The following is a 16816-nucleotide window of genomic DNA, read 5'->3' as shown; positions in this document are numbered from 1 at the left end:
TCGCGGCGCCTCCAAAGGCGTTGTTTGTCAGGCGACTACTTGATGGAATTGACGGTCTGCACCGTTTGCGCGCTGGGGAACAGGTTGCTGATGAAACGGTTCCAACGCACCAGGCCGGCCGTATCCACGAATACGACGTCTTTGGGCTGCAACTCGAATTTCTCCGCCACCGCGAGCGCCTGCGGCGATGCCGCGTTCAGGTGAAAGACCAGCGGTTTTGCCTCCTCCGTGCTGCGCACGACAAACACCTGCGACGGATCCGAGTTCAACTGGCTGGGGCCGCCGGCCAGTCCCAACGCCTCGTTCAGCGACATGCGGCCGTCCCGCATCACCGCCACCGTGGGCGTGGTCACCTCGCCCATCACGAAGATCTTGCTGTCATCGCGCGGCGTCACCCGCACGATGTCTCCCGCCTTCAGCAGGACCTGGTTCAGGTCCTTGCCGCGTTCGATCAGAGCCGGCAGATTGATGCGCGTGCGGCGGCCTTCGCGGATGACATACACGCCGCTGCGATCGCCCGTCGCCAGGATGCCCCCGGCCCGGTTGACCGCTTCCATCAGGGTCATGGGAATGTCGTTGATCGCCAGCGCGCCCGGCGTCTTCACTTCGCCTTCCACATAGACACGCTTGCTCCGGTAGCCCAGCACGCGCACGGTGATCTGCGGATCCTGGATGTACTTGCTCGAACTATTGACTATGAGATTGCGCGCCTGAAGCTCCGTCAACCCGGCCACTTTCAGCAATCCCGTGTACGGAAACTGGATGAATCCAGTGGCTGATACGGCATAGCCCGGAATGCCCGAGGCGGTGTCCCCAATGGCTAGTTCGGTCGCCCCCGCGCCGATGGCGTAGGTTTGCGTCGGAAGCACGAGTTCGGGGTGGTCCCAGACCACGATCGAAAGGATGTCCCCGGGGCCGATGCGGTACGGCTCGCTCTTGCCGTACAGGCGGTCCACGCCGTCGTTGTCGATCAGCGCGTCGCGGGCGCGCACGTCGTCCATGACCAGCGCCGGCGTGAGCTCGCGGACCTCCGAGACGGAATTCGGATCATTGGGATCGACGAGGTGGCCGGCCTTGAAGGTCATGCCGGGGGACAAGGCGCAAGCGCCCAACGAGGACACGAGCGCGATGGCTGCCAGGGCCCGGCTCACGGTTCCGAAAATTGTCGTCATGGCGACTCCACGGTGAATGACTTCGTTGCCAGCAAGAGAGCCCGATGCGTAACGGGTTGCGACATTCCACTCTCTTTTTTCCGGCCCGCACATTCGACGGATGCCCTAAGCCTTCTCCTACATCGTTTGGAGGTTTCGAGTGCGCCCTCCAGTCAATAAGATTTTTCCAGTGGCCCCAGGCTTTGCGGCAACGCAGCGGCCTGTTCCCGGTTCCTTCTGGCATCCAGCCAAGAACAGAGGAGTGCGCGATGGACACGCCCCAATCGGACGCGTCGGCAAGATTCAATGGCGCCAGCTTGCTTTATCGCCTGCTGGACGCGGGGATCGTGATCGCCTGCGGACTCGCGGCCACCGAGCTGAAGTTCGCCGAGGACATGACCGGCGATCCGCCGCCCATCCATCTGTTCCTCATCTACCTGTGCGGGCTGGGCGTGATCGCCGTCTTCCCCGCGTTTCGCCTCTACCAGTCCTGGCGCGGCCGGCGCCTGGCCGATCTGGCGGCGCGCTGCGTCGCCGCCTGGGCGACCGTGTTCGCGCTGGGCATCCTGATCAGTTTCCTGATGCACCAGGCGGCGGCGCTGTCGCGCATGTGGGCCGGCGCCTGGTTCGCGCTGGCCGCCGTCGCGCTGGTCGGCGCGCGCGTCGGCGCCTACGCCGTCCTGGGCGCGGCGCGCGATCGCGGCCTGAACAGAAAGCGCGTGCTGATCGTCGGCTTCGGCGCGCTGGGGCACGACCTGTGGCGCCGGGTGCGGCGCCATAGCGAGGCCGGTTACGAAGTCGCCGGCATCTATGCCGAGCCGCACGAGAACCTGCCGTCGCAGGTGCGACGCCTGCACAGCCTGGACCAGCTGCACGCCTTCGTCCTGGAGCATGGCGTGCGCGAAATCTGGATCGTGCTGCCGATGGAGGCCGGGCAGGAATTGCGCGAAGTGCTCTATCACCTGCGCAATGACCTGGTGGACGTGCGCTGGATCCCGGACGTGCTGTCGATCCAGTTGCTGGGCCATCGGATCGGCGACTTCCTGGGCCTGCCCGCCATCCAGCTCAACACCCTGCCGGCCGCCGGCGTGCGCGGCCTGGCCAAGGAAGCGTTCGACCGGGTGTTCGCGCTATGCGCGCTGATCGGCCTGTCGCCGGTCATGCTGACCGTGGCCGCGCTGGTGAAACTGTCCTCGCGCGGTCCGGTGCTGTTCACCCAGCCCCGCCTGGGCGTGGACGGCAAGGTGTTCCGCGTCTACAAGTTCCGCACCATGACGGTGCACCAGGAGCACGGCGTGGTCACGCAGGCCACCCGGGGCGACGCGCGCGTGACCCGCATCGGCGCCTTCCTGCGGCGCACCAGCCTGGATGAGCTGCCGCAATTCATCAACGTACTGCTGGGCGACATGTCCGTGGTCGGCCCCCGGCCGCACGCGCTGGAGCACAACGAGATGTACAAGGACCTGGTGCAGCGCTACATGATGCGCCACCGCGTCAAGCCCGGCATCACCGGCTGGGCGCAGGTCAACGGATTCCGGGGCCAGACCGACACGCTGCGCAAGATGAGCGACCGCGTCGAGCACGACCTGTACTACATCCAGCATTGGACCTTCCGCATGGACCTGCGGATCATCGCCCGCACGGCGATCTCCGGATGGACGGGCCGCAATGTCTATTAGGGATGAGCCCCCCCCGAAGCGCTGCGCGCTTCCCCCCCAGGGGGGCATGCCTGCGGACCGGCGGAGCCGGATCCGCGGCATCCCGATGGCGGGGCAGCGGTGGCGTGCGGGGGGGCTGTGCTGGAGGCCCCCGGTGGTGGTGGTGCGCCCGGGCTGAAGGCCGCCGCCACTGGTGGTGGCGCTTCCGGGCTGGGGGCGGCGGCTGCATGCGGTGAGTCTGGTGTGCACGGAACGGCGGCTTCGGGCGCGGCGGAACCGGCCGGCGGCCTGCTGTCGCCGGCGGATTTCCGGCGGGCGGTGGAGATGCTGCCGCTGGTGTCCATCGATCTGCTGCTGCACGACGGCCAGGGGCGCTACCTGACGGGGCTGCGCAGCAATCCGCCAGCCCAGGGCGCCTGGTTCGTGCCCGGCGGGCGCATCCGCAAGAACGAGCCGCTGGCGCTGGCGCTGGACCGCATCGCCCGCGAGGAACTGGGCCTGCACGCAATGGCCGCCGCCTGGACGCCTTGCGGCGTCCACGAGCATTTCTACTCCACCAACTTCGCCGGCGAAATCAACCGCTCCACCCATTACATCGTGCTGGCCTACGAGGCCGAGCGGGCGCTGGATCCGGCCAGCCTGCCGCACGCGCAGCATCGCGGCTACCGCTGGCTGTCGCCCGCCGCCATCGTCGCCGACCCTGACGTGCATCCCTACACCCGGGCCTACTTCAAGGAGTACGCGCCATGACCAATCCCCCTCCCCCCTACCGCGCCGTCATCCTCTGCGGCGGATCGGGCTCGCGGCTGTGGCCGCTGTCGCGCGAGCTGCTGCCCAAGCAGTTCATCCGTTTGACCGATGACCGCAGCCTGCTGCAGAACACCCTGCTGCGGCTGGATTCGGCCGGCGCCCAGGCGCACCCCACGCTGGTGTGCAACGAAGCCCACCGCTACATCGCGGCCGAACAGGCGCAGGAGCTGGGCATCAAGGATGCCGAGCTGATCCTGGAGCCGCACGCCCGCAACACCGCGCCGGCCATCGCCGCCGCCACGCTGCGCGCCATGCGCGGCGGCGAGGATCCGGTGATGCTCATCATGCCGTCGGACCATGTGCTTGAGGACGGCGAGGTGCTGGCCGCGGCCTATGCGCAGGCCTATCTGGCGGCGCGCCAGGGCGCGCTGGTGACGTTCGGCATCACCCCGACCGCGCCGCTCAGCGGCTATGGTTACATCCAGGCCGATGCGCCCGCCGCCATGGCGCCCGCCCGGCGCGTGCGCCGCTTCGTCGAAAAGCCCTCGCCGGAGGTCGCGCAGCGCTTCATCGAGGAAGGCAACTACTACTGGAATAGCGGCATGTTCGCGTTCCAGGCCTCGGTCTTCCTGGCCGAGATGGACCGGCTCGCGCCGCGCATGTTGCTGCAGGTGCGCGCCGCGATCGCCGCCGGGCATGGCGACGATGCGCTGTTCCAGCTTGACGGCCCCGCCTTCGAGGCCTGCCCCAGCGATTCGATGGACTACGCCATCATGGAACGCACCGACAGCGCCGTGGTCATCCCGCTGGCCGCGCCCTGGAGCGACGTGGGCGCCTGGGACGCGGTCTGGGGCATCGCCCCCAAATCGGTGGAGGGCAACTCGACCACCGGCGACGTGATGGTGGAGGATTCGCGCAACTGCCTGATCCATTCCACCAGCCGGCTGGTGGCCTCGGTGGGGCTGGACGACATCGTGGTGATCGAAACCGCGGACGCGGTGCTGGTGGCCCACAAGTCGCGCTCGCAGGACGTCAAGCGGCTGGTGGAAGCCTTCAAGGTCCAGCACCGTTCCGAGCTGAACCATCATCGCGAGGTGCAGCGGCCCTGGGGCTCCTACGACTCGGTGGGCCAGGGTCCGCGCTACCAGGTCAAGCGGATCACGGTCAAGCCCGGCGCCCGGCTCTCGTCGCAGATGCACCATCACCGCGCCGAGCACTGGATCGTGGTGTCCGGCACGGCCCGCATCTACAACGGCGACAAGCAATACCTGCTGACGGAGAACCAGTCCACCTACATCCCGCTGGGCGAGATCCACAGCCTGGAGAACCCGGGCAAGATCCCGCTGGAAATCATCGAGGTGCAGTCCGGCGCCTATCTGGGCGAGGACGACATCGTCAGATTCCAGGACATGTATGGCCGCGCCTGAGGCCACCCGCGCGCCGTTCTGGCGTCCGGGGCTGGCGCGCGTCTGCGTGCCGGCAGCGGCGCTGTTCTTCCTTGCGCTGGTGACGATCGGCAACCTGCCCGGCCTGGCCGCGCAGATGTCCGACGCCTACGGCGACAAGCGCCTGCACCTGGCCGCCTACGCCACGCTGACCTGCCTGGCCTACGCCTCGTTCAACCGGCGGCCCGCCCTGTTGGCATTCCTGTCCGCCACCGCGCTGGGCGCGCTGGATGAAGGCATCCAGTCGTTCTTCCCGTACAGACAGGCGGATCTCTTAGACCTTTTGGCCGATATCTCGGCGGCGGGTGCGACAGTAATCTCATTGCACATTGGTTCCGCAGCCATCGGCTCCTTTCGTGCAGTCACTAAGTCTTAAGGATACAACCATGCCAAAACGGGCACTGATTACCGGCGTCACAGGCCAAGACGGCGCCTATCTGGCGGAGTTCCTGCTCGCCAAGGGCTACGAGGTGCACGGCATCAAGCGGCGGGCATCGCTGTTCAACACCGCGCGCATCGACCATCTGTACCAGGATCCGCACGACCAGCCCCGCAACTTCGTGCTGCACCATGGCGACATGACCGATTCGTGCAGCCTGATCCGCATCGTGCAATCGGTGCAGCCCGACGAGATCTACAACCTCGCGGCGCAGAGCCACGTCGGCGTGTCGTTCGAGGAACCGGAATACACCGCCAACGCCGACGGCCTGGGCACGCTGCGCCTGCTGGAAGCGATCCGCATCCTGAAGCTGGAAGACAAGTCGCGCTTCTACCAGGCCTCGACCTCCGAGCTGTACGGCCTGGTGCAGGAAACGCCGCAACGCGAGACCACGCCGTTCTATCCCCGCAGCCCCTACGCCGCCGCCAAGCTCTACGCCTACTGGATCAGCGTGAACTACCGCGAAGCCTACGGCATGTACGCCTGCAACGGCATCCTCTTCAACCACGAATCGCCCAAGCGCGGCGAGACCTTCGTCACGCGCAAGATCACGCGCGGCCTGGCGCGCATCGTGCTGGGCCTGCAGGAATGCCTGTACCTGGGCAACCTGTCCGCCCTGCGCGATTGGGGCCATGCGCGCGACTACGTGGAAATGCAGTGGCTGATGCTGCAACAGGACAAGCCCGAGGACTACGTCATCGCCACCGGCCGGCAGTACAGCGTGCGTGAATTCATCAATACCGCCGCGCGCGAGCTGGGCCTGCTGCTGGCCTGGGAAGGCGAAGGCGTGGAGGAAACCGCCACCGTGCTGTTCAGCCCCATCCACGACATCAAGCCGGGTCAGGTGATCGTGCGGGTGGACCCGCGCTATTTCCGTCCGACCGAGGTCGAGACGCTGCTGGGCGACCCCACCAAGGCCCGCGAGAAGCTGGGCTGGTCGCCGCGCACCAGTTTCGCGCAGCTGGTCAAGGAAATGGTCGAGAGCGACCTGAAGGAAGCCCGGCGCGACGCGCTGGTCGAGCAGAACGGCTATGAAATCTACGCCTACAAGGAGTAAGCCGCCATGACGAACCTGGATCAGCGGGTGTTTGTCGCAGGCCATCGCGGCATGGTGGGCGCGGCGCTGGCCCGCGAACTGGACCGGCGCGGCTATCGCAACGTGATCACGCGCGGCCGGCAGGAGCTGGACCTGGAGAACCAGAACCAGGTCCACCGCTTCTTTTCCACCACGCCGGTGGACGTGGTGTACCTGGCGGCCGCCAAGGTCGGCGGCATCCTGGCCAACCAGAACCACCCGGTGGATTTCCTGTACCGGAACCTGATGATCCAGAGCAACGTCATCCGCGCCGCCTACGCGGCCGGCGTGCGCAAGCTGCTGTTCCTGGGTTCCTCGTGCATCTATCCGCGCGAGGCGCCGCAGCCGCTGCGCGAGGACGCGCTGCTGACGGGCCCGCTGGAATCGACCAATGAGCCCTACGCCATCGCCAAGATCGCCGGCCTGAAGCTGTGCGAGGCCTACCAGCGGCAACACGGCGCGCGCTTCATCTGCGCCATGCCGACCAACCTGTATGGCCCGCGCGACAACTACGACCTGCACAGCAGCCATGTGCTGCCGGCGCTGATCCGCAAGTTCCACGAAGGCCGCGAGGCCGGACAGGCCAGCGTGACGATCTGGGGCACCGGCGCGCCGCTGCGCGAGTTCCTTTACGTCGACGACCTGGCGCGCGCCTGCGTCATGCTGATGGAGCACCCGGATGCCACGGGCATCTACAACATCGGCGCCGGCCAGGACATCGCGATCGCGGAACTGGCCACGCTGGTCGCGCGGGTGGTCGGCTTTCGCGGCGCGATCGACTATGACAGGTCCAAGCCCGACGGCACGCCGCGCAAGCTGATGGACTCCGGACGCATCCGGGCATTGGGCTGGCGTCCGGAGATCTCGCTCGCGCACGGCATCGAGCTGGCCTACGGCCATTTCCTGCGGGAGCATCCGCAACAGGCGGTGCCCGTGGCCTGAGGGTCGCGCCCGCGAGGACGACAGACAGGCTTACCGATGCGCGCTTTCCTCAGCAGACACGTCGCCGGCAATGCCTCCTTCTGGGGGCTGGTGGAGTACGGCGCGGGACCGGCCGCCGCGCTGGTCGCCCTGCCCCTGCTGTTCCGGCAGCTGGGCACGATCGGCTTCGGGCAATATTCCATGATCATCGCGCTGGCCGGGTTCGGCAACGCCGCCAACCTGGGCGCGGCGGTCACGGCCACCAAGCTGGTGTCCGAACGCGCGCACGAACCGGGCGGCGCCTACCGCGCCGCGGGCGTGGGCATGGCGTTGATAAGCTGCGCGCTGGCCGTGGTCTCGGCCATCGCCCTGCTGCTGTGGCTGGTGGTGGGCCTGGGCTGGCCCGGCGCCACCTTCGGCGGCGTGGCGGTCACGCTGCTGGCCATGCCGGCGCTGGCCGTCTACCTGACCCAGCAATACGACCAGCTGCTATCGGGCTGCCTGAAGGGACGCGAGGACTTCCGCGCCACGGCGCTGTGCGAGGCTTTCAGCCGCGCCGGCACCATGGGGCTGGCCTGCGCCGCGGCGCTGGTGACGGCCTCGCCGACCTGGACCGCGCTGGCGCAGGCGCTCGGCCTGCTGCTGGCCGGCACCGTCAAGATGTTCGTGTTCTCGCGCGCCTACGGCCATGCGCTGCTGCGCCCGGTGATCGACCGTCCCGCCATGATGGCGGCCTTCAGATTCTCGCGCTGGTCCTGGCTCAACAGCCTGAGCGCGCTGGCCTTCGGCTCGGTGGACCGGGTGCTGGTCGGCGGCCTGATGGGCCCGGCCGCGCTGGCCATCTACACCGTCGGCGTGCAGGTCGGCCAGATGATTCATACCGCCTCGGTGGCGGTGTTCCAGAAAGCCATGCCGCGCGTCAGCCGGCTGCTGGCGGCGCCGCCCTTTCCCGGCGCCGCCGAACGCGAAGTCCGCCGGCAGATGCTGTGGAACCTGGCGCTGTCTGCCGGCGCCACGCTGGCCGTGCTGGCCGCCAGCCGGCCGCTGCTGGACCTGATGCTGGGACCGGCCATCGCGGCCGGCCATCTGCACACATTCCGGCTGCTGATCGTCGCGTCGGGCCTGTTGTCCTTGAACGCGGCCGCGCACTTTTCGCTGCTGGGCATGGGCAATTCGCGCGCCATCGCCATTTTGAACGGACTCGGAGGACTGGCCATGCTTGCCATCATGGCCGCGCTCGCCGCCAGCGCAGGCGAACAGGCCGCAGCCTGGGGCCGCATGGCGTATGCCGTCATCACCCTGGCCGGCGTCGCCTTGGCGATCCGCCAGTCCCGTCCGGAATTCCAGGGCGCCATGCCCGCCGCCACCCGCTAAACCGAACCAGGAAGAGGCCCCCATGAGCAAGCGCCACAATGAATACACCCGCGAGCTGGTCGACTTCGTCCGCGAGCTGCGTCCGCCCGCCCCCATCGCCGGCGGCCTGCTGCCCAAGCTGAGCATCGTGACCCCGTCGTACAACCAGGCCCGCTTCCTGGAGCGAACCATCCTGTCCGTGCTGAATCAGGGGTATCCGAGGCTGGAATACATCATCATCGACGGTGGCTCCACCGACGGCAGCGTGGACATCATCCGCAAGTACGAACGCTATCTGACCCATTGGGAAAGCCAGCCGGACCGGGGCCAGTCGCATGCCATCAACAAGGGCTTCGAGCGCGCCACCGGCGAATACGTGGGCTGGCAGAACTCGGACGACCTGTACTTCCCGGGCGCGCTGCGCAAGCTGGGCGCGGCGGCGGCGCGCGGCCGGGCGCCGATCGTCAGCGGCAACCTGTTCGTGGCCGACGCCAACAACCGCATCTTCCGCAAGATCCACTACACCCCGGTCAACCGGGGCACGCTGACCGTGGTGAAGGCGTCCATTCCGAACCAGTCCGCCATCTTCCGGCGCGACCTGCTGAAAAAGCACGGACTGCTTCAGGAGAGCATGCGCTATTGCATGGACCTGGAACTGTGGAGCCGCCTGCTGCGCGAGGGCAAGAACGTCATCGTGCCCGAGGCCATGGGCGTCTACACCGCGCACGACGAGACCAAGACCGCGCTGATGCAAGACGTGCTGCTGGAAGAACGCAAGCAGATCGTCGACCGCATCCGCAACAGCGAGCCCGGCCTGGGCAAGCTGTTCCAACTGTCCTGCCGCGCCTCGAAGGTGGCGGCCCATGCCCGCCAGGGCGACCTGTCCTACCTGTTCGAAAAGCTCGCCACCCGGCTGCTGGGCCGGGACGACTGGACCGCGCACTAGGCGCGTCCGCCATCCGCCCAGCGCCACGGAGCCGCCGTCATGCACAGCCGCCATCTGTCCACCCTGCACCTGCTGGGCCTGTTCGCCTTCACGGCGCTGGCCTTGAACGACGACAGCTTCATCCTCGGCGTGGGCAGCTTCAAGCTGTCGCCCTTCGACGTCATCTTCGTCGCCATCCTCGTCGTCAAGGCGATGCGGCTGGCGGATCCGGCGGCCTACGCGCTGCCGCGCGGCGCGCTGGGCCTGCTGCTGGGCATCCAGGCGCTGTCGGTGGCCTATCTGCTGCTGGTGTCCATCGACCATCCCGGCATCGAGACCGGCGACGTGGCGCGCGACCTGCGCATCGTGTTCTATTTCCTGACCACGCCCTTTCTTTGCTACAAGGACATCGACACGCCGCATGCCTATGCCGTGCTGCAGAAGTACATCATCGCAGCCTGCCTGACGGTGGCCACGCTGATGCTGCTGCAACAATTGCAGGGCTTCAGCATCGCCAACCCGGTGCGCAATGTCCGCCTGGGCGTCTGGGCGATTCCGCTGGGCGTGGTGTCGCTGCTCTACTTCCGGCGCACGCTCAGGATCTCGGGCCCCAAGGCCTATGCGCTGACGCTCTACATGCTGCTGGCGCTGGTGTTCTCGCTGAACCGCAGCCAGTACCTGCAGCTGGCCGTGTCCGTGCTGCTGGCCATGATGCTGGCGTCCGGCTCCGAGGTGCGCCGCCGCGTGGTGCTGATCTTCGCGCCCGCCGCCGTCGCCGGCGTGCTGGTGTTCGCCAGCATCGGCTACCTGGACGTGCTGACCAACCGCATCTTCAGCGTCGAGCGGCTGGACGAGGACTCCAGCTACGGCGCGCGCGTGCAGGAGATGCAGGGCCAGATGGATTTCTTCGCGCAAAGCCCGGTGTTCGGCAAGGGCGCGGGATTCCGCAGCTGGGTCATGGGCGAGAATGGCTTCGAGCTGAGCACCTTCGCGCACAACTCCTGGGCCTTCTACCTGATGAAGTTCGGGCTGGTCGGCACCATCATGATCATGCTGCCGCCCCTGCTGATCCTGCTGCTGACGCTGTTCCGGCGCTACGCCCATCCCGGCCTGGAACTGCACCGGCGCTACCTGCTGGCCACCGCGCCCATCTACATCTTCATCGACTCCATGTCGGGCGGCCTGGCCTATGCACCCAAGACCGCCTTCACCGGGTTCCTGCTGTGCTACTGCCTGTCCCTGCTGCGCAACGCGCGCGCCATGCCCGTGCCTGCGCGGGATCCCGCCGATCCCGGCAACCGTCCGGATGCGCCGCGCCGGACCCTGACGCGAGTGCTGCCCCATGCCTGATGTCATGTTTGTCGCGCCGGACCTGCACGGCGGCGTCGGAAGATGCGTGGCCTTCATCGCCGACGGCCTGCCCGCCCACGGGGTCGATGCCTCGCTGTTCCTGCTGCGCGCCCGCAACCGCGAATACCCCATCGACAATCCGAAGGTGGTCAAGGCGCTGCCGGTGATCGAATCGCCGACGGCGCTGCGACTGGCGCTGCCGCTGGCTTTCGCCCGACTGCTGGCGCAGATCCGTCGCGACAAGCCTGCCATCGTGTGCTCGCACGGGCTGCTGTGCAATATGCTGGCCGTGGCCGCCCGCAAGATCCTGCGCGGCCGTTTCGCCATTGTGGCGTTCGAACACAGCAGCCCGGCCATCCACTACGGCGCCTCGCGCATGCGCCGCCTGAAATACTGGCTGGTCAGCCAGACCTACCGCCGCCATGATGCCGTGGTCGGCGTCTCGGAGGGCGTGAAGGAAGATCTGGTCAGCATGTTCCCGCCGCTGCGCGGCAAGGTTCATACCATCTACAACGGCGTGCCGCTGGACGACGTGCGCGAGCAAAGCGTCTCGCCGCCGGCCCCCGCGACGGCTCCGGCCGCCAGGGACGAACCGTACCAGGTCGTCGCGGTCGGCAGGCTGGAGGCGGTCAAGGACTACGCCACCCTGATCGACGCGGCCGCGCTGCTGGATGATCCGCGCATCGCCTTCACCATCGTGGGAGAAGGCTCGGAGCACGCGGCCCTGCAGCGCCGCATCGATGCGCGGCCGTCCCGCACCACGGTGCGCCTGGCGGGTCATATCGACAACCCCTTCCCCACCATCGCCCGGGCCGGCGCCTTCGCCCTGACCTCCGTGCGCGAGAGCTTCGGCAACGTGCTGGTGGAGGCCCTGTGCCTGGGCGTGCCGGTGATTTCCACCGACTGCCCGCACGGCCCGGCCGAGATCCTGGACGCCGGCCGCTACGGCCTGCTGGTCCCGGTCGGCGACGCGCCCGCGCTGGCGGCGGCGGTCCGGCGCCTGGCCTACGACACGGCGACGCGCGAACGGCTGGCCGCCGAAGGGCCGGTCCGCGCCGACGCATTCTCCCTAGACCGGCACTGCCGCGACGTCATTGCGCTATTCCAGCCCTTGATGCGCCGTGGCGCGCCCTGACCTGGATCGCATCATGCAGAAAATACCGGTATCCGTTGTGGTCATGACCAAGAACGAAGAGCGCAACATCGCCAAGTGCCTGAAGGCGCTGGCAGAGTTCGACGAAGTCTTCGTCATCGACTCGCGCAGCACCGACGCGACGTGCGCGCTGGCCGCCTCGCTGGGCGCGAAGGTGGTGGACTTCCAGTGGAACGGCAAGTATCCGAAGAAAAAACAATGGTGCCTGGAGCAGCTGCCTTTCTCGCACCCGGTCGTCCTGTACGTCGACGCCGACGAAGAGATGACGCCGGCGCTGGCCCGCGAAATCCGCGCCAGCCTGCCGCGCTTCGAGGCCGGCGCCGGCGGCGCCTTCGTGCCCTTCGACTACGTGTTCTGCGGCCGCAAGCTGCGACACGGCCACCGCGTCTACAAGCTGGCGCTGCTGGCCCGCGACCGCTCGCGCTTCCTGGACTACGACGACCTGGACGTGGCCCACATGTGGGAAGTCGAGGGCCACTACCAGCCCCAGGTACAGGGCCAGACCTTCGCGTTGCGCGAGCCCATGGTCCACAATGACCATGACTCGCTGTTCCACTATTTCGACAAGCACAACCGCTACTCGGACTGGGAGGCAAGCCTGCGCGTCAAGGGCCTGATGAACGACCCGCGCGAAGCCAACCTGGGCGGCCGCGCGCTGCTCAAGCGGCTGTTCCACGCGCTGCCGTTCAAGGCTCCGATCTCCTTCCTGCATTCCTATGTATTCCGCCTGGGCTTCCTGGACGGCAAGGCCGGCTTCGACTATGCGGTCGCGCGCGCCATGTACTACTGGCAGATCCGCATCAAGACCGAGGAAATCCGCAAGGCCCGACAGGCCTGCGCCGAGGATGGCGACGACAAGGTGGTGGCGGGAGCGGCGAAATGATCCCCGCCCGTCGGTTCCACGCGGGCCCGGCGCGCGAGGCGGATGTCGCGGATGCGACGGATGCGGCGCATGTCTGGCCACGCGTCGGAGACCCGCCTGGCGCGCTGCAGCGGCTGGACCTGTTCACACTGGCGCCCGGCCAGCGCGGCCGCTCCGCGCTGACGGTGCAGCTCTGGTGGCTGGTCCAGGGTTCCCTGTTCCGCTGGTCGCCGCAGTTCGCCTATGGGTTCCGGCGCTGGCTGCTGCGGCTGTTCGGCGCGCGCGTCGGCGCCAAGGCGCTGATCCGGCCCAGCGCCACCGTGACCTATCCCTGGAAAGTCGACATCGGCGAGCATGCCTGGATCGGCGACGATGCCGTGATCTACAGCCTGGGGCCGGTGCACATCGGCGCGCACGCCGTGGTGTCGCAGCGCAGCTACCTGTGCGCCGCCGACCATGACCCGGACCAACCCGACTTCCCGCTGCGCGAACGCGCGGTGCGCATCGAGGACGGCGCCTGGGTCGCCACCGACGTATTCGTCGCCCCCGGCGTGACCGTGGGCCGCGAAGCCGTGGTGGGCGCGCGCAGCTCCGTCTTTCGCGATCTGCCGCCCGCCATGGTCTGCCACGGCACGCCGTGCAGGCCCGTGCGTGCGCGCGGACGGGAGCGCGCATGAAGATCCTGATCTACGGCATCAACTACGCTCCCGAACTTACCGGCATCGGCAAGTACAGCGCGGAATTGGCCGAATGGCTGGCCGCGCGCGGACACTGCGTCAGCGTAGTCACGGCGCCGCCCTACTATCCGCAATGGCGGGTGCATGACGGCTATCGCGCCGGACGCTATGCGCACGAGGAGCGCGCCGGCGTCTCGGTGCGCCGCGCCCCGTTGTGGGTGCCGGCGCGGCCCGGCGGCGTCAAGCGCCTGCTGCACCTGGCCAGCTTCGCCCTGTCCAGCCTTCCCAGCCTGCTGCGCGCCGCCGCCGGGCGGCCCGACGTCATCCTGGTGGTCGAGCCGGCGCTATTCTGCGCGCCCGCGGCATGGCTGGCCGCCAGGCTGTGCGGCGCTCGCGCCTGGCTGCACGTGCAGGACTATGAAGTGGACGCCGCGTTCGAGCTGGGCCTGCTCAAGGGCGCCTGGCTGCGCCGCGCCGTCGCCCGCGCCGAGCGCTGGCTGATGCGCCGCTTCGACCGCGTTTCCACCATTTCCGAACGCATGCTGGCGCTGGCCAGGGACAAGGGCGTGGAGCCCGCCCGCGCCGTGCTGCTGCCGAACTGGATCGACGCGCAGGCGATCACGCCGGACCTGGACGGCGGCGCGTACCGCGCGCAACTCGGCATCCCCGCCGACGCGATCGTGGCGCTGTATTCCGGCAACATGGGCGGCAAGCAGGGCCTGCAGGTCCTGGCCGACGTGGCCCGCCGCCTGGAAGGCGAAACGCGGCTGTGGTTCGTTTTCTGCGGCCAGGGACCGGAACGGGCCGCGCTGCAGGCGCGCTGCGCCGGACTGGCGCGCGCACGCTTCCTGGACCTGCAGCCCGCCGAACGCCTGGGCGAGCTGCTGTGCATGGCGGACATCCATCTGCTGCCGCAGCGCGCGGGCGCGGCCGACCTCGTCATGCCGTCCAAGCTGACCGGCATGCTGGCCAGCGGCCGTCCTGTGGTCTGCGGCGCCGCGCCGGGCACGGAACTGGCGGGCGTGATCACGCGCTGCGGCCTGTTGACTCCCCCTGAAGACGCGGCGGCCATGGCCGAGGCCGTGCTCAGCCTGGCGCAAAACGGCGCGGCCAGGGCCGCGCTGGGCCAGGCCGCGCGGCGCCATGCCCTGGCTCATCTGCACGTGGACGCGGTGCTGGGCGCGGCCGAGCGCGAACTGGCGGCCCTTGCCGTCCCGGGCAGGACACAGGCCTCGCGCGCCCGCGACGCCTGACGGCGTCCGTCCGATCACTCCGAAGGTTCGCGCGGCGTCGGCGGCAGGCCCACGCCGCTGACCAGCCCCAGCTGCACGGCGACATAGGCGGCCTCGGCCTGGTTGCGCGCATTGAGCTTCCAGTACAACGTGCGCGCATGGCTCTTCACGGTGGCCACCGATATGCCCACCTGCTCGCCGATCTCGCGCATGGTCTTGCCCTGCACCAGCAGCTGCAGGATCTCCGCCTGCCGCTGCGTCAGCTCGCGCAGCTCCAGCGCCGGCGCGGCGGTGCGCGGCAGCGGCCGGCCAGCCGGCTGCGGATAGCATTCGCCTCCCGCCTGGACCAGGCTGACCGCGGCCGCCAGGGCGTCCGGGCTGGATGCCTTGGGCAGATAGCCGGCCACGCCCGCGCGGGCGCAAGCCGCCATCACCGCCTGATCCAGCACGGAATACAGCACCATCGCCAGCCTGGGCCCGAAGAAGGCGATGGCCTGTGTCAACAGCGCGATATCGTTCTCGGCGATGCCGCCGCAACCGACCACCAGCATTTCCACCGGACGGTTGAGCGAATTGGGCAGGTTGAGCATCTGGGCCGGCGAGATCGCCAGGATGTCGTCCGTTTTGCGCACGCGCTCCAGCACATGCTGGATGGCGACGCGAAGCAACGCATAGTCTTCGATTAGAACGGTTGTCATCCCGAATGGAACCTTGCGACACAGGGCCCAAATGCGGTTCCCATGTCGCACGCGAGACGGATCGCGATGCGCGCGCGGCCGCGCGACGGCGCGGTTCACGGGAATCCTGTCCGCTGCTGCGGCCCGGGCGGCGTGCTGTGGTTCGCCGTCCCGGCCCGCACTTGCGGACACGAACCATGCTATCAGCGGCTATCGCCGTTGAATCTCGTTCAGGAGGATGATTGGGGGAGGACTGAGGCGCTGCGCAATGCAGGCGGAACTGCGATGAAAGCACTAGGAGGGAAGGCGGGGCGGCATCGCGTCGGGCCAGGCTGCCTGCCGGGTCGGCAGCTGGCGCGCGCGCGGTATCAGCCTGCTTTGCGGCCGTATAGTTGTCCTGCGTCGACTTCCCTGCCGTTGGGCTCGTGCCATTCCAGCGTGGCGCCGCGCTGCAACGCCGCGTACACGGCCTCGCCCTTGTTCTTCACATGCAGGCGCTGATAGAGCGTGCAGGCATGCGTCTTGGCGGTGGCGACCGAAATGTTGAGCATGCGGCTGACCGTCTTGATCGGATAGCCCCTGGCCAGCAACACCAGCACCTCGTACTGGCGCGGCGTGATCTGCAGCAATTGCGCGCCCGCGCTGATGGGCATGGCGCCCTTGGCCGCGGCGTCATCAGCGTCATGCGCCGGCAACGCGCAGATCGTCTGGGCGGGCGCCTGCAAGGCCTGTTCGCTGGGGAAGCACTGTCCTCCCGCCATCACCAGCCGGATCGCCGCCTCCAGGATCTCGACCGATGCGGTCTTCATCAGACAGCCGTAGACGCTGGCGCCCGGCAGACCCTGGACGGGCATCGGCAAGGGCATCACATCGGTCAATAGCAGGATGCGCTTGGGGGTGAGCACGCGCTGGATCTCATGCAACGCGCTCCAGGCCTCATCCGTATCCACCGGAAGTCCGTAGATCAGGAGATCAGCGCCGGCATGGACGCCATCGGCCGTGGACACGTCCGCCAGGCCCATCCCCTCGATCTCCCACACGTCATCCAACTTGCTCAGAATCTGCCACAAACCCAGCCGCAGCAGCGGATGAGCTTCAATCAGGACCATCTTGGCCATGATGTCCTCCCGGTTTACTAGACAGGCCTA

16 protein-coding genes are annotated in these 16816 nt (G+C 68.0%); 13 read left to right on the top strand and 3 right to left on the bottom strand.

Annotated elements, in window-relative coordinates; genetic code table 11:
* Positions 1-35: 35 nt before the first annotated feature.
* Complete coding sequence (locus AC6LJ5_RS04510) at positions 36-1172, bottom strand: polysaccharide biosynthesis/export family protein (RefSeq protein WP_103275451.1); 1137 nt, start codon at positions 1170-1172, stop codon at positions 36-38.
* A 248-nt stretch (positions 1173-1420) separates the two neighbouring features.
* Between AC6LJ5_RS04510 and AC6LJ5_RS04505 the strand changes: the two genes are divergently transcribed.
* The 13 genes from AC6LJ5_RS04505 to AC6LJ5_RS04445 all read left to right on the top strand — a co-directional run bounded on the left by AC6LJ5_RS04505 (position 1421) and on the right by AC6LJ5_RS04445 (position 15012).
* Positions 1421-2830 carry an undecaprenyl-phosphate glucose phosphotransferase gene (locus AC6LJ5_RS04505; protein ID WP_103275452.1) on the top strand — a complete coding sequence of 470 codons (1410 nt, stop codon included), beginning with the start codon at positions 1421-1423 and terminating at the stop codon, positions 2828-2830.
* Between the two features lie 267 nt (positions 2831-3097).
* Complete coding sequence (locus AC6LJ5_RS04500) at positions 3098-3559, top strand: GDP-mannose mannosyl hydrolase (RefSeq protein WP_304562619.1); 462 nt, start codon at positions 3098-3100, stop codon at positions 3557-3559.
* Positions 3556-4986, top strand: a complete 1431-nt coding sequence (locus AC6LJ5_RS04495; RefSeq protein ID WP_498139910.1) for a mannose-1-phosphate guanylyltransferase/mannose-6-phosphate isomerase — start codon at positions 3556-3558, stop codon at positions 4984-4986. The genes AC6LJ5_RS04500 and AC6LJ5_RS04495 overlap by 4 nt, the downstream gene beginning before the upstream one ends.
* Positions 4973-5380 carry a VanZ family protein gene (locus AC6LJ5_RS04490; protein WP_498139909.1) on the top strand — a complete coding sequence of 136 codons (408 nt, stop codon included), beginning with the start codon at positions 4973-4975 and terminating at the stop codon, positions 5378-5380. The genes AC6LJ5_RS04495 and AC6LJ5_RS04490 overlap by 14 nt, the downstream gene beginning before the upstream one ends.
* Positions 5381-5390: 10 nt before the next feature.
* Entirely contained in the window at positions 5391-6500 is a 1110-nt protein-coding gene (gene gmd, locus AC6LJ5_RS04485; protein WP_103275454.1) for a GDP-mannose 4,6-dehydratase, read from the top strand.
* Between the two features lie 6 nt (positions 6501-6506).
* A complete protein-coding gene (locus AC6LJ5_RS04480) occupies positions 6507-7460 on the top strand; it encodes a GDP-L-fucose synthase family protein (RefSeq protein ID WP_103275455.1) in 954 nt (317 codons plus the stop codon).
* 36 nt (positions 7461-7496) lie between these two features.
* Complete coding sequence (locus AC6LJ5_RS04475; RefSeq protein ID WP_498139908.1) at positions 7497-8813, top strand: lipopolysaccharide biosynthesis protein; 1317 nt, start codon at positions 7497-7499, stop codon at positions 8811-8813.
* A 22-nt stretch (positions 8814-8835) separates the two neighbouring features.
* A complete protein-coding gene (locus AC6LJ5_RS04470; protein ID WP_103275457.1) occupies positions 8836-9738 on the top strand; it encodes a glycosyltransferase family 2 protein in 903 nt (300 codons plus the stop codon).
* A 39-nt stretch (positions 9739-9777) separates the two neighbouring features.
* Positions 9778-11067, top strand: a complete 1290-nt coding sequence (locus AC6LJ5_RS04465) for an O-antigen ligase family protein (protein ID WP_103275458.1) — start codon at positions 9778-9780, stop codon at positions 11065-11067.
* A complete protein-coding gene (locus AC6LJ5_RS04460) occupies positions 11060-12202 on the top strand; it encodes a glycosyltransferase (protein ID WP_103275459.1) in 1143 nt (380 codons plus the stop codon). Before AC6LJ5_RS04465 ends, AC6LJ5_RS04460 begins: the two co-directional genes overlap by 8 nt.
* Positions 12203-12215: 13 nt before the next feature.
* Positions 12216-13103 carry a glycosyltransferase family 2 protein gene (locus AC6LJ5_RS04455; protein WP_103276587.1) on the top strand — a complete coding sequence of 296 codons (888 nt, stop codon included), beginning with the start codon at positions 12216-12218 and terminating at the stop codon, positions 13101-13103.
* On the top strand, positions 13100-13759 hold the full coding sequence (locus tag AC6LJ5_RS04450; RefSeq protein WP_498139907.1) for a putative colanic acid biosynthesis acetyltransferase: 660 nt from the start codon (positions 13100-13102) through the stop codon (positions 13757-13759). Before AC6LJ5_RS04455 ends, AC6LJ5_RS04450 begins: the two co-directional genes overlap by 4 nt.
* Positions 13756-15012, top strand: a complete 1257-nt coding sequence (locus AC6LJ5_RS04445) for a glycosyltransferase WbuB (RefSeq protein ID WP_498139906.1) — start codon at positions 13756-13758, stop codon at positions 15010-15012. The genes AC6LJ5_RS04450 and AC6LJ5_RS04445 overlap by 4 nt, the downstream gene beginning before the upstream one ends.
* 14 nt (positions 15013-15026) lie before the next feature.
* Here the strand turns inward: AC6LJ5_RS04445 and AC6LJ5_RS04440 are convergent, their stop codons facing one another.
* On the bottom strand, positions 15027-15689 hold the full coding sequence (locus AC6LJ5_RS04440; protein ID WP_103275462.1) for a response regulator transcription factor: 663 nt from the start codon (positions 15687-15689) through the stop codon (positions 15027-15029).
* Between the two features lie 347 nt (positions 15690-16036).
* A complete protein-coding gene (locus AC6LJ5_RS04435; protein WP_498139905.1) occupies positions 16037-16786 on the bottom strand; it encodes a helix-turn-helix transcriptional regulator in 750 nt (249 codons plus the stop codon).
* Positions 16787-16816: the final 30 nt, after the last annotated feature.

The organism is Achromobacter sp. 1011791174, assembly GCF_059760925.1.
The sequence above is the reverse complement of the archived record's forward strand: the minus strand, read 5'-3'. Positions and strand labels throughout refer to the sequence as shown.